This is a genomic window from Paenibacillus sp. FSL R10-2734, assembly GCF_037963865.1.
Classification (GTDB): Bacteria; Bacillota; Bacilli; order Paenibacillales; family Paenibacillaceae; genus Paenibacillus_AQ.
The window spans coordinates 4,270,965-4,285,018 of the sequence record NZ_CP150170.1; the positions used below are offsets into that span (position 1 = coordinate 4,270,965).

General features: G+C 40.8%; 12 protein-coding genes. 4 read left to right on the forward strand and 8 right to left on the reverse strand.

What is annotated here, in order from left to right:
• Positions 1-44: 44 nt before the first annotated feature.
• A complete protein-coding gene (locus tag NSS67_RS18610) occupies positions 45-1,187 on the forward strand; it encodes a glycosyl hydrolase family 8 (protein WP_339315077.1) in 1,143 nt (380 codons plus the stop codon).
• 88 nt (positions 1,188-1,275) lie between these two features.
• Here the strand turns inward: NSS67_RS18610 and araA are convergent, their stop codons facing one another.
• From araA to NSS67_RS18625, 3 genes are read right to left on the reverse strand one after another with little or no spacing between them, the layout of a single operon-like run.
• Complete coding sequence (gene araA / locus NSS67_RS18615; RefSeq protein WP_339315078.1) at positions 1,276-2,700, reverse strand: L-arabinose isomerase; 1,425 nt, start codon at positions 2,698-2,700, stop codon at positions 1,276-1,278.
• 32 nt (positions 2,701-2,732) lie between these two features.
• The gene (locus NSS67_RS18620; protein WP_339315079.1) at positions 2,733-3,428 is read right to left on the reverse strand and encodes an L-ribulose-5-phosphate 4-epimerase; all 696 of its coding nucleotides are present in this window, start codon (positions 3,426-3,428) and stop codon (positions 2,733-2,735) included.
• A 16-nt stretch (positions 3,429-3,444) separates the two neighbouring features.
• On the reverse strand, positions 3,445-5,052 hold the full coding sequence (locus NSS67_RS18625; RefSeq protein ID WP_339315080.1) for an FGGY-family carbohydrate kinase: 1,608 nt from the start codon (positions 5,050-5,052) through the stop codon (positions 3,445-3,447).
• 389 nt (positions 5,053-5,441) lie between these two features.
• On the opposite strand from NSS67_RS18625, the gene NSS67_RS18630 reads away from it, so the two are divergent.
• Positions 5,442-6,524, forward strand: a complete 1,083-nt coding sequence (locus NSS67_RS18630) for a GntR family transcriptional regulator (protein ID WP_339315081.1) — start codon at positions 5,442-5,444, stop codon at positions 6,522-6,524.
• A 190-nt stretch (positions 6,525-6,714) separates the two neighbouring features.
• Here NSS67_RS18630 and NSS67_RS18635 read toward each other — a convergent pair whose 3' ends face one another.
• The 5 genes from NSS67_RS18635 to NSS67_RS18655 all read right to left on the reverse strand — a co-directional run bounded on the left by NSS67_RS18635 (position 6,715) and on the right by NSS67_RS18655 (position 10,455).
• Complete coding sequence (locus NSS67_RS18635) at positions 6,715-7,548, reverse strand: SUMF1/EgtB/PvdO family nonheme iron enzyme (RefSeq protein ID WP_339315082.1); 834 nt, start codon at positions 7,546-7,548, stop codon at positions 6,715-6,717.
• A gap of 176 nt (positions 7,549-7,724) precedes the next feature.
• On the reverse strand, positions 7,725-8,360 hold the full coding sequence (locus NSS67_RS18640; RefSeq protein WP_339315083.1) for a glycoside hydrolase family 11 protein: 636 nt from the start codon (positions 8,358-8,360) through the stop codon (positions 7,725-7,727).
• A 349-nt stretch (positions 8,361-8,709) separates the two neighbouring features.
• Entirely contained in the window at positions 8,710-9,303 is a 594-nt protein-coding gene (locus tag NSS67_RS18645) for an NAD-dependent epimerase/dehydratase family protein (RefSeq protein WP_339315084.1), read from the reverse strand.
• 19 nt (positions 9,304-9,322) lie between these two features.
• Positions 9,323-9,685 carry a metalloregulator ArsR/SmtB family transcription factor gene (locus NSS67_RS18650; RefSeq protein ID WP_339315085.1) on the reverse strand — a complete coding sequence of 121 codons (363 nt, stop codon included), beginning with the start codon at positions 9,683-9,685 and terminating at the stop codon, positions 9,323-9,325.
• A gap of 182 nt (positions 9,686-9,867) precedes the next feature.
• Complete coding sequence (locus tag NSS67_RS18655) at positions 9,868-10,455, reverse strand: TetR/AcrR family transcriptional regulator (protein WP_339315086.1); 588 nt, start codon at positions 10,453-10,455, stop codon at positions 9,868-9,870.
• A gap of 241 nt (positions 10,456-10,696) precedes the next feature.
• On the opposite strand from NSS67_RS18655, the gene NSS67_RS18660 reads away from it, so the two are divergent.
• Both NSS67_RS18660 and NSS67_RS18665 read left to right on the forward strand, forming a co-directional pair.
• On the forward strand, positions 10,697-12,484 hold the full coding sequence (locus NSS67_RS18660) for a sensor histidine kinase (RefSeq protein ID WP_339315087.1): 1,788 nt from the start codon (positions 10,697-10,699) through the stop codon (positions 12,482-12,484).
• Positions 12,477-14,036 carry a response regulator transcription factor gene (locus NSS67_RS18665; protein WP_339315088.1) on the forward strand — a complete coding sequence of 520 codons (1,560 nt, stop codon included), beginning with the start codon at positions 12,477-12,479 and terminating at the stop codon, positions 14,034-14,036. Before NSS67_RS18660 ends, NSS67_RS18665 begins: the two co-directional genes overlap by 8 nt.
• The last annotated feature ends 18 nt before the right edge of the window (positions 14,037-14,054 follow it).

A 14,054-nucleotide genomic window follows, 5' to 3' on the forward strand; every position in this document is an offset into this window, starting at 1 on the left:
ATTAAAATGGACTGCATGCTATAGTTCACAGGAGGGCGTTTTTGATGTCAATGACACAACAAGGTGCTTTTTATACGGGGGATTATCGCAATATATTTAAGGAGCTCGGCTTATCTGAAGATGAAATCAACGCTAAAATCGATGAAACTTGGAATGATTTATTTTATGGAGATCCGAACGTACGAATCTACTATCCGCAGGACGAGGATAAAAGCTATATTCTGGATACAGGTAATCTAGACGTACGGTCAGAAGGAATGTCCTACGGAATGATGATGGCCGTTCAAATGAATAAAAAAGAAGAGTTTGATCGTCTATGGAACTTCTCAAAGACGTTTATGCAGCACAAAGAAGGTCGCTATGCCAATTACTTTGCTTGGCACTGCAAGCCTGACGGTACAAGGATTTCTCAGGGACCCGCACCGGACGGGGAAGAGTTTTTCGCCATGGCTCTGTTTTTTGGCTCAAAACGTTGGGGGAACGGTCCGGAACCTTATAATTATTCTGAGCAGGCCCGAACGATATTGCATGCTTGTGTACATAAAACTGAAACAGGAGATGGCGACTCAATGTGGGACGCGGAAACGAAATTGATCAAATTCGTACCGGAATCCACCTTCAGTGATCCGTCTTACCATCTCCCCCATTTTTATGATTTGTTCGCCTTGTGGGCTGACGAACGTGACCACATGTTTTGGCGAGAAGCTGCGGAAGCCAGCCGCACATATCTGCATTCTGCATGCCATCCGATAACTGGCCTTGCTCCTGAATATGCTAATTTTAATGGAACCCCGGCAGAACCCCAGCCTCATGGTGATTTCAGCCATTTTTTCAGTGATGCTTACCGGGTAGCGGCTAATATCGGTCTGGACTGGGCTTGGTTCCAAAAGGACAGCTGGCAGGTCGATCAATGTAACCGGATTCAGGCTTTTTTTAGGAATATCGAAGTTTCCGATTACCGGCGGTATACCATTGAGGGACAGCCCTTCGACGAACCGGCGCTGCATCCGATAGGTCTGTTGGCGACCAACGCCATGGCTTCCCTTGCTTCTGATGAGCCGGAGGCAGAGCATTTTGTCCGTTTGTTTTGGGATACACCTTTGCGCACTGGACAACGTCGTTATTATGATAACTGTCTGTACTTCTTTAGTTTACTGGCCCTGAGTGGGAATTATCGAATTTATTGAAAAAATGATAAGTTGATTTTCACGTAAAAAAAGAACCTTATGATAAAGGTTCTTTTTTTACTATTTTAAGATACATAGAACTTTAGCATTACTTAATAACTACATATTCTAAGTTCACAAGCTTTGCATAAGCAATAATTTGGTCTGTGTTTAGCGTTAATGATACAACGGTATGATGTCCGCCGCCATTCTCGATCCAAGCTTTAACCCCATCTTGGAAGTTAGGCTTAACGTTCCAAAGTACACGAGCTACTGGAAGGTGTGGAGCTGGAACCGTCGGCTCAAATGCAGTAACTTCGTTGATCAAAAGCTTGTAATGAGTACCAAAGTCAGCCATGGAAACCACTACACCGTCTCCTGCTTTACCATCAAATACTAAACGAGCTGGATCGTCTTTACCACCAATACCTAGTGGAGAAACGATAATTTTTGGTTTGTTGCTTGCCAAAGTAGGATCTACCTCTAGCATATGAGATTGAAGAATGGATTCTTGGCCAGCCGTTAATTCATAAGTGTAATCTTCCATAAAGCCAGTGGATTGGTTATGGCTCATCACTTTAAGCAAACGATCGAGTGCTGCAGTCTTCCAATCGCCTTCACCAGCAAAACCATATCCTTGTGCCATCAGACGTTGTACAGCAAGCCCTGGAAGTTGTTTCATTCCATGTAAATCTTCGAAGTTCGATGTGAAGGCATTGTAACCGCCTTGATCAAGGAAACGTTTAATGGCGATTTCATAGCTTGCTTGTACTCTTACGCTAGCTTCCCAAGCTTCTTTACTGTTAGTACCATAATCGAATTCATACAGCTCTGAATATTCAGCGAGCAATGCATCGATTTCTTCTTCCTTAACTTCATTAATGACTTGAACAAGGTCACCAATACCAAAGTAATCAACAGTCCAACCAAATTGAATTTGGGCTTCAACTTTATCTCCTTCAGTTACTCCAACGTTACGCATGTTGTCACCAAAGCGAGCGACTTTGATATTGAAGCTTTCGTTATAAGCAACGGCTACGTCCATCCATTCTGCAATTTGCTTTTGGACTTCAGGGCGTTCCCAATAACCTACAACAACTTTGTTTTGTTTGTTCAAACGGGCATTAATAAAACCATATTCACGGTCACCATGAGCGGATTGGTTAAGATTCATGAAGTCCATATCGATTGTTGCCCAAGGAATACTTTCATTAAATTGCGTAGCAAGATGAAGCAAAGGCTTTTGCAGCATCTTTGTACCGCGGATCCACATTTTTGCAGGCGAGAATGTATGCATCCAAGTAATAACACCGGCAACTTCGTCACGGTAGTTGACTTCTTTCATGATGTTTGTGATTTTATCAGCGCTGACTGCCAAATCTTGTAACACAATTGGATAAGGTAAAACTCCGCTTTTATTCAAAGCATCCGTTAACGTTTGTGCGTGTGCTTTAACTTCAGCTAATGCTACTTCCCCATAAAGATGCTGTGAACCTACGACAAACCAGAATTCTTTTGCTACAACTGTTGACATATACATCCTCTTTTCTAAATTTTATGGTTTGATTATTTTTGACCGTAGTATGCGTCTTTTCCATGTTTGCGCAAGTAGTGTTTATCTAAAATGCGTTGAGGCAATTCCTCCGCAAAATGGTTCAATTCTCTGGCAAACAAATTCATTTTCGATACTTCATCCAGCACAACACTGTTCATTACCGCTGATTTTGCATCTTTACCCCAAGTAAATGGGCCATGTCCCTTAAGCAAAACACCGGGAACCGCCATAATATCTATTCCACGCTGTTCAAAGGTTTCGATGATTACATTACCCGTTTCTGCTTCGTAACCACGATCTATTTCTTCTTGTGTCAAGAAACGCGCACATGGGATAGAACCATAGAATGTATCGGCGTGCGTCGTACCCATTACTGGAACATCAAGTCCTGCTTGTGCCCATATAGTCGCCCAAGTGGAATGCGTGTGCACGATCCCTCCGATTTCGGAGTAATGCTTATAAAGCACTGCGTGAGTAGGTGTATCGGATGAAGGTCTCATCTCCCCTTCAACCACATTGCCATCCAGATCAACGACTACCATGTCGCTGGCTTTCATTGTCTCATAGCCTACACCACTTGGTTTGATTACGAATAAACCAGTTTCGCGATCAATCGCACTCACATTTCCCCATGTATACTTAATAAGACCTTGTCTCGGCAATTCCAGATTGGCTTGAAAAACCTCTTCTTTAAGTTGCTCTAACATCTTGCTCCCTCCATTCTCACACTAAATTGTCAACAGCGGATTGCTCTATGGCCAGACCTTTTTTATATCGCTCGATAAAGATTTCAAATCCTTTAATATCGCTTGGTTCAGGAAGAATCTCTTCCCCCTTAACATCTTTGAACACTTTTTGATCTAGGAAGTCTTCCAAGCTTTCTTCCTGTTTTTTGTTCATCATGTACGAGGCAAGAATAGCCATTCCCCATGCACCGCCTTCTCCGGCAGTTGACATTACAGAAACAGGGACATTCATTGAGGCTGCCATCATTTTTTGGCCAACTACTGGAGTCTTAAATAAACCACCGTGACCTAAAATGCTATCAATCGCAACATTCTCTTCCTTCATTAAAATGTCCATTCCGATTTTCAAAGCTCCAAATGCAGAGAACAAATGAGTCCGCATAAAATTAGCCAGATTAAACTTGCTCTCAGGCGAGCGTACAAATAGCGGACGACCCTCATCTAACCCAGTAATATTCTCACCTGAGAAATAACCGTAGCTTAGTAATCCACCACCGTCTATGTCTGCTTCCAAAGCTTTATTCAGCAACACACTGAATAATTTTTCAGATTCTACCTTTTGTCCCATCGCTTCATAGAACTCGCGGAATAATCCGAGCCAGGCGTTGAGGTCACTTGAACAGTTATTCGCATGAACCATACCTACTGGACTTCCGTTCGGTGTAGTGACCATATCAATTTCCGGATAAACCTTTGAAAGCTCTTTTTCTAATACAATCATGGCAAATACAGATGTTCCTACAGAGACATTCCCAGTGCGTTTTCTAACGCTATTCGTCGCAACCATCCCGGTTCCGGCATCCCCTTCTGGAGGACTAAGCGGAATACCTGATAGTAAATGCTGTGATGGATCTAAGATCTTAGCTCCTGCTTCGGTTAATATACCTGCTTGTTCCCCTGCAGAATACACCTTAGGAAACAGTTCACTGGTCTTCCACGAATAACCCTTGCCTGCAATAAGTTCATCAAACTGCTTTATCATAGATTCATTATAATTTCTTGTGGATTCATCAATTGGGAACATGCCCGATGCATCTCCGACACCTAGTGCCTTGTTTCCGGTCAATAACCAATGAATATATCCTGCTAAAGTCGTAACAAAACGTATCCGTGGTACATGTTCTTCCTCGTTTAATATCGCTTGATAAAGATGAGCAATGCTCCATCGTTCAGGAATATTAAATTTAAAGAGATCGGTCAATGCTTTGGCTGCCTTACCCGTTGTTGCATTACGCCAAGTACGGAATGGAACAAGCAATTCATCTTGTTCGTCAAAAGCCATATATCCATGCATCATTGCAGAGAACCCGATCGAACCGATGGTTTGAAGAGTGATTCCGTAATTCCGTTCAACTTCTTGCTTCATTTCGCGATAAGCGTCTTGCAGACCTTTGATAATATCCTCTAAGTTGTACGTCCAAAAGCCGTCTTTCAACTGATTTTCCCATTCGTAACTTCCAGAAGCGATCGTTTGAAAGTTATGATCAATAAGTATTACTTTGATACGCGTGGATCCAAATTCAATACCTAGCGAAGTCTCTCCATTATTGATCGCTTGCTCGATGCTTAATCGATTCGATATCACGTTAGTCACCTCTCTGATAGCGCTTTTTAAAATATAAGAATTTATATGCTAAACAACTATAATATCCTTATATTTTTACGAGAAACGGTTATCGTCATTAAAGGGCGACAACGTCGTTTCTTCTTGTAAGGTAATGATAAAAGTTTGCTTTCTTAATTGACAGGTATAGTATAATTTTTTGTACGTACATTTGTCAATGAGATAGTTATATATACATACAAATGTGGATATAATAATGATTTATCCTATATTAATGTGGTGTATCATGAACTAAAAGCCCATGAAAAAGAGCCCCTTTCTATTTATTTCGCAGTCATGCTATAATTTGTACATACAACTTTACCGAATGTACGAATAACTTAGCGAACAAGTATGGAAAGAGGAATTACATGAAACCAAAGTATCAAGTGATTATAGATGATATCAAAAGCAAAATCCTTTCGGGGGATTACAATGTAGGAGAACAAATTCCTACAGAGTCTGCCTTGCAGTCGATGTACGAAGTTAGTAGACAAACTGTTCGAAAAGCTATATTAGAACTATCCAACGAAGGATTCCTGCGCAGCGAGAAGGGTTCTGGCACTTACGTTAGTAACCAATATCGCTCGAAGACTAGCGGGAGTTCCCACAAGAAGACCATAGGAGTAATCACGACTTATATTTCCGACTATATATTTCCTTCCATTATCCGGGGGATCGAGAGCCGACTAAATGAGGATAATTATTCTCTACTATTGGCTAGTACGAATAACGATGTTGCTCAAGAAAAAAAGGCCCTGGAGATGATGCTGTCATACGGTGTGGATGGTTTAATTATTGAACCTACGAAAAGCAATCTATATAACCCCAATATTGCTTACTACCTGTCGTTTAAGGAGCAGGATATTCCACTCATTATGATCAATGCTTTTTATGAAGAAATAGAACTGCCTTATCTTTGTCTCGATGATGTACAGTCCAGCTATCTGGCAACAAAAGAATTGATATCCAAAGGGCACACCCAAATTGGGCTTATTGCAAAAATGGACGATTTACAAGGAAAGTATCGAATGAAGGGGTATATTAAAGCACTCGAAGAAGCAAAATTGCGGTTTTATCCAGATCAAATCTTCTCGTTCAACACAGAGACTAAACAGACGCTATCTACTAACTTGAAGGATTTCCTGAATAAAAATAGAGCCACGCTCACAGCCATTGTGTGTTATAACGACGAGGTTGGATTGGAAGTAGTCAATGCCTGCAGGCAATTGTCTATCGCTATTCCGGAGGAATTATCGATCGTTGGACAGGACAATTCCTATATCGCCCAAAACGCGAACATCAAACTAACCACTTTGACGCACCCACAAGAAACCATGGGACGAGATGCAGCGGATTGGGTCATTAAGAAATTACAAGGAAAAAAGGATCTGCCAAGTAATACTTATTATCAACCCATGTTAATTGAAGGTGAAACTGTGGTTGAGAGATAGGTTGCAATTTCAATAGATGAATTGATGAAAAGATTGGGTCAAGCTTCGTTTATACAAGGCAAGCAACCCACCTGTTTTTTGGCTGGTGGGTTGCTTTTTTTTTTGATTTTGTCATCAAAAACTATAGCATATACCGTGAACTACGAAAGGGTGCCTTAGCTTAAAAGACGAGTACTATACCCGCACTCGTTTACTCGCCACGACTCACACGGAAACCTTGATCAGGGCCCATACCATTCGCATCGAACTTGCCCTGAAAAGATATCTCGTTGTTATTGATGTTGCCGATCCATCCGCCGCCCTTCACTAGCCGGAAAGAACCAATATCACTTCCCATGTCTCCGTACCAATTCCAGCACCATTCCCTTACATTTCCTGACATATCATAAATTCCTAACTCGTTGGGTTTCTTGACACCTATAGATTTTGTTTTATTCTTGTTGTTTTCTATGACAGGCCAGTTCCATTCACCAGATAGGTATTTATCTCCTGCGTTTTTCCAATACCAGGCTACCTCATCTGCATTGTTACTCCCACTATATGTGTAACTCTTGCTCAGCTGACCTCCACCTGCGGCATATTCCCACTCTGCTTCCGTCGGTAAACGATAACCATTAGCTCCCTCATTGATCGTTACGGTCCATTTTATATTATCGTTATCACTCTTATTATTTGTGTCCTCTTTATTCTTATCTATATTGTAATAAGGTTTTAAACCTTCCTTCATACTTCGCTTATTACAGTACTCAACAGCGTCATACCAGCTAACCATCTCTACCGGCAAATTGTCGCCTTTGAATTCTGAAGGATTACTTCCCATTACTTCAATCCACTCTTTTTGTGTTACCTCATATTTACCGATATAAAAGTTCGATATGGTTGCACCATTGTAGTTGGACTTTGTGTTTATAAAAGTCCCACCTTTTACAAATATATCGTTATCATTCTTTTCAGGATTTTCTTGTGAGCAAGCGCCGATAACACCAACTGTAGCTATTAATAGGAAGATCAATAGTTTTCTCATTGATTTATCTCCTTTGAACTGATAAGAAAAATAAAAAGTTGTGATGACTGACTGGTCCACTAGTATGTAAGTAAGTATTATTTGTTGGAAAATATAAGGCCGCCGGCTGTTAGACCGGCAAACCTTAGCAATATCAATGATTAAGAGATTTCAGTTGTTCCATTTGCAATTGTCTGTTACCACACTGTTACGTTAGAGCTTCCACTACTTTGATACCCCTCAGTCGCTAACACTTGATAAGCCCAACTACTCCCCAGATTCATTCCGTGTGTCTTCCATGCATTAACATGGTTGCTAAAAGTGATAGCGACATTGCTTCCAGTTGGTCTCTTCGACTGTCTTACACTCCAGAACTGGGTGAAAGTTGCAGTGCCGTCAATGGAAGGTGCATTGGTTCGAGTAGTCGTATAAATGTCATATGTGCCCCCATCACTGGTCACGGTGCCTTTAAATGTTCCAGTTGGTCTATAAGTACCCCAGCTATCAACTACGTAATATTCTATGAGTGAGTTTCTCGTCCACCCATAGAGTGTCAAATATCCATTTCCGGATGGTGCCCAGACGCCGGCATTATAGTTTATAGTCCTTGTGGGTGATCCGGTATTCCAGCCTTTACCGACAACGAAATTCCCGGTATTTGACCATGAAACACTGTAATTCCCACCTGATCCATTGGTAGCATTTACTGTTCCTCCACCATCGGTCCAATTTTGCCAATAATCTGTCGCTGCGTTTGAAGTTGCTGCAAACAAGCTAAAACTCAATGAAGCAGCAATAAATGCAGTCAAGATTTTCTTGTTCATCTTAAACATAATTTACCTCCTAAGTTTTTTGATTTCATATTACTTGTCTGACCTCAAGTATTTTCGTCTGTCGTTTCTAGTGTAGTTTGGTGGAACTCTCCTTCACCACATCCTTCCATTTATATAATTGTAAGCGATTACAAATAGAAGCTTATCATAACTTACTTACAATTTAATCTGTTTAAATTAAAGGTCTTACCCCAAAAAGTATTGCTCTTTTATAGTTAAATATGGAATTATAATAGAAAAAAGGAGAGCTAAAAGCCCTCCTTTTACCAGTTCTTATATTAGATTAATTATGCCACTCTCACATACGTACCTTTAGTCATTCTATGTTTTATAACTCTTGATTTGCATTTCAGTTGCATATTTGAATAATCTGGTCAGCCAACTGCTTTACCTTGATAGGTTTAAGATCCTTATTGAACAGACCCATTGCTTTTATAAACGGAACCATAGCGACGGCATCAGGACGATCCCCATATACTAGACTCGGTTTTACAATACCGATTTTTTTACCACTCGCTTGGGCGACATTCTCACCCTTTTGCTTGGATTCAAGAAACAGCTTGTTTTTGCCCAGCATACCAATTCGACCTGAGATGTAGGATCCCTTAGGGATGTTCAATCTGTTCATAAGCTCCACCATGATTTTTACAGGTTCAACATTCAGCTTTTCGAACTCTTCTTTGCTGTTTGCGGTAGCCGTACCAATCAAATCGACGATGGCATGTGCTTCTTGAGGCAGCTTAGAAATGTAAGAATCGATATCAAAAATATCGACAGACATCCATTTAACACGCTTATGGTTCACAAGGCTCGGTAATAGCTTCTCAGGCTTTCCATTCCGAGATAAGCTGATGATCTGAACCTTTGAGTCTATTCTTAACCATTCTTCCATTAGATGTGTTCCGATATAGCCACTTCCACCCATTAAAATCACATTTTTCATTTCTATCACCCTTCATCATTTATTGTTTTTGTTCGTGTTCTTGAGAATCCTTGATGAACTCATCAATATGGTCAAACAGCTTTTTGAGTCTGAAAATATCACTCTTGAGTACATCCAGATAATAATAGTTTTTTGTTCCTTCTTGATCATAACCAATCAAATTGGCTTCTTTTAATATTTTTAAGTGATGAGAGACGGCCGGACGTGATAAATTAGTCCTTTGTGTCAGCTCGCCAACTCTGATTCCCTTTTCGCTTATACTTTCACCTTCAATCAAAGCAATAATGATAGATTGACGGGTCTCATCTCCAATGGCTGCTAGAGCTTTGCTACACTCACCAAATTCCTCAGCCAGATTTTTCAAACGTTTTTGTCTGTCCATAGGCAGCCCCTTTGGTTTAATGGTTTAATCTTATGAACTATTGTACATGATTTTTTATGAATTAATTCTTCGGTAAAGAAATTCGAGACCATTGAATTGGATAAATAAAAAACCACCGATCTAGTTCAATTAAGATCAATGGTTTCTATTTATTTTGTAGAGTTCAATCAATGAAATGCTCGTTATTGGTACAGATAGCTTAGCATGGTGTAGCCGTAAATATTTTGGGGCAGCTTTTTAGAACTAAAAACAATGGTTCCCTGTAAAACGGTTAAGAAATAGTGCGCATGATACTCTGGTACGCCAGGAAGAAATTCTCCATTCTCCATCCCTTCCTTAAAAATCTTCGATAAGAATGCTAACACCTCATCGTAGTCCCTATTTAATGCTTCTTTAAGCTCAAGGTTGACTGCATCAGAATTTATAATTTGCTCCACAAAGAAATAATGAAACCCCGCCTCATTCCATTTCCGTTTATCAAAATCTCGCACAATGCCTTCAAGGAGCTCTTTTGGGCTTTTAGTCTGATATAGTTCTTCGAGTTGTTCTTTAAAGCTAATCAAGTTCAGATGTATGAGCGAAGCGTAAATTTCTTCTTTTGATTTAAAATAGTTATATATAAGCCCATGGCTCATGCCAGCTTTTTTAGCAATATCTGATATCTTCGTGGCTTCTAAACCTTTTTGAGCGAATAGTTCAACGGCATGTTTTAATATATCGTTAGTTCTTTCCTTACGTAATTCTTGATCCCTATTTATATTTCGAGGCATATTCTCACTCCAACCCGTTGTGACTTTACTTATCAAATTGTGTTTTTATAAGAATACGATAATCAATACAGATTAAAAATAGGGCTTACTCAATAGTAGATTTTTAAATAAAATCTCCCCTATCCAAAACTCCATAATAGAAGACAATAAATCCCTAAATGATCACATTTAATGGAAGTTCATTTAAAGATATACTTTAATGTAAGCGTTAACATAACACTTCTGGAGGTGGCCCGTATTCGTGTATGCCCGTATCATCACGCTAATGAATAATCTAAGACTAAGAACGAAGTTGTTTCTGTCATTTGGCTCTGTTGTTCTTCTTCCAGTCTTAATTGTAGGGCTTTTCCTCACGAATGAACTTCGGAATATGGCAATGGCTAATGCACTGGAGCAGATTACCGCCAATGTGGATCGGGTGAAGAAACGGACTGGCGAAATGCTCAACATCCCACTTGATATTGCCTATCGTCTATCAAATGACAGTCGTCTGGAAGAGGTAGCCAACCATCGTTATGAATCTGTCTATGATGTTGTGGAAGCTTACTGGAACTATCCTGATTTCCGTGATTTTGTCCGATTGTACAACGAAGTATCCAGTATCCGCTTGTATATCGACAACCCAACGGTTCTTGACAACTGGGAGTTTCTACAGGTGGATGAGAATGTTAAGCAGGAGCAGTGGTACCAAACCGCGCTCGCCCAAAGGGGATTGGTACGTTGGAATTATATTCGAGACAATCGTGATGGACGATATTATTTGAGTCTAATCCGAAAGGTTAATTTTTATAAGGAGAGAACTACAGGTGTACTAGTTGTGAATGTGAATACGAATAAACTTAATGCTATCCTCAAGCAGGAATCCTTTGAAACCCTTATTATGGATGAGAATGACAATATCGTTGCCTCAAATCGCGTAGATACACAAAATAAATCACTAACGAACATTGACCTAACAACCTTATCCGCTAGTGGGCTAGGTCCCCACGATGTAACTATTGACGGTAAACCCTTCAAAATGATGATCGATCATTGGCAACCAGGAGGAAGCTTGAACAGCCTGCGCATCATTTCCATTTTTTCTGTAGAAAGTATCGTCGATGAGCCCAACCGTATTATTTTTCTAGCTTCCATTGTAATCCTTTCGGCATTGATTATGGCTATTCTCCTAATTTACTATGTCTCGCGTCTACTTACCGGAAGGATGCTGTATCTGAGCAAGCATATCTCTAAGGTCGCTTCAGGAAATTTAGGGGCCACGCTTGTTATCGACGGTAAGGATGAAATCGGTCAGCTCGCCAGACAATTTAATAATATGGTACGGAACATTAACCATTTAATGAGCGAGGTCCAGGAATCCAATCGGCAGAAAAATGAGACCCAGCTTAAACAGAATGAGATCAAATTCAAGATGATGGCCAGCCAGATCAATCCCCACTTCCTCTTCAATGCCCTAGAATCAATCCGCATGAAAGCCCTTGTTAGAGGCCAAGCAGATATTTCTCAAGTCGTTCGACTATTGGGAAAAATGATGCGTAAAAACCTTGAGGTCGGCAATGGGATGATCAGTCTGCAAAGTGAGCTTGAAACCGTAAACTGCTACCTGGTCATCCAAAAATTCCGCTATGATGACAGACTCACTTATGAGCTTCATGTGGATCCAAAGGCGAACCTTTTTCAAATTCCTCCATTGATTATTCAGCCTTTAGTAGAGAATTGTGTCATCCACGGATTGGAGAATCGAATTGAAGGCGGTATGGTCCGTGTAGAAATCCGCTTAGAAGACAGTTATCTAAAGGTTCAGGTATCTGACAATGGGGCGGGTATTTCAAAAGCGCGGATACAAGAAATTAGAAAGATGCTAGAGAACAATGATGACTATGAAACTAATAATATTGGGATGCGCAATATTCATTTGCGGCTGCAGCTGACCTACGGCCCGCAATGTGGGCTGACCTTAACAAGTCAAATCGGATTTGGTACGCAAATCAGCTTTGCGATTCCATTAAGGAGTGATTCTTATGTATAGCGTGTTGATTGTAGATGATGAGCTGGCGATCCGCGAAGGACTTGTTGCTCTGCTAGACTGGGAGAGTCTTGGATATCAAGTCATTGATTCCGCGGCGAATGCCATAGAGGCTAAGCATAAATTTGAACTTTACTCCCCTGATTTAATGATAGTAGATATCCGCATGCCTGGTAGAGATGGTCTAGAGCTTGTTGAAGAACTGAGAAAGCTGGATCCGGAAATGCACATCATTATCCTTAGTGGTTATGCGGATTTTAGCTATGCCAAGCGAGCACTATCTTTTGGCATTGATAACTATTTGCTCAAGCCGGTGGATGAAGATGAATTGCAGCTATACTTGGCAAATCTGTCTATTGAGCTTGACGCGCGTATTGCCGATCGTAAGAATCATACCGCAGTCAAGGTTTGGAGCCGGGAGATGCTGGTTCAATCCTTGTTAATGGATCGAAGCGCCCAGACTACGCCAATAATGGAGACAACCGTTCTTGAAGCAGGACTTCTTTGGGATTCCTATCAGGTGGTCCTAATTAGGCTGTTGCTTCAGGACAATTCAGACCACGGCCCTTCAACAGTCGTAAAGGCGAGACTAGCGAAAAGCTTTGAAGAACATGATTGGGGCGTAGTATTCTTGCTAGATTCTTATTTAGGCGTTCTGCTGCAGCCCTCATTTCAAAAAGAGCTTGTACATAAATTAATGGTTCAGAATATACAGGAAGTGGTATTTGACCATGAACTTGAATGTATCATCACCGCAGGTAATATGGTGAACACACTGGAAGATATCCCTGTCTCCCACCAATCTGCGCTGGCAAGGATGAAGGAGCATTTCTTCTATGACGAACCGGGGATGATTGGACCTGATTCCATGAAAATAAAAAAAGAGCTGTCAGTTAGTCCTGAGGAAATAGAAAACCGGCTGGGGTCCGTTGTGGAACGATTGTTTTTTTCTATGGATACCGGCAGCAGCGCGTTACTATTCTCACTGATTCAAGAAGCTGGAGAACTAATGATTACCGCCAATTATTCCGAGATGGCCGTGAAATCGCGTTATGTGCGTATCGTCACTTTTCTACTCAATAAACTCTCTCTCCAATATAAGGAGCTGAGTCCTCTGCACAGCAGCATGGATGAGCAGATCGAACAAATTTATAAACATATTTCTCTACCTCAATTACAGCGCTATACCTCCACTCTTCTGGAGTATTATGAAAAAGGTATTACCCATGACGATATGGAGGTTTTCCTAAAGCGGATGTTGGACCTTATCCATCGACACTATAATAAGAATCTTAAGCTCGACACACTAGCGGATGTATTTAGCTACAGTAGTGCTTATCTAGGGAAGCTTTTTAAGAACAGCACAGGGTATTCCTTCAACAGCTACCTGGATAAAGTCCGCATGGAAAAGGCCAAGGAGCTGCTAACTCAAGGCTACAAAATCCATCTAGTCGCAAACGAAGTTGGCTTCAGCGATGTAGATTATTTCCGTGAAAAATTCAAGAAGCTTGAAGGCATCTCTCCCTCCGACTATCGTAGAAAGAACTTGGAATAAGTTTAGGCTTTTTCAGTA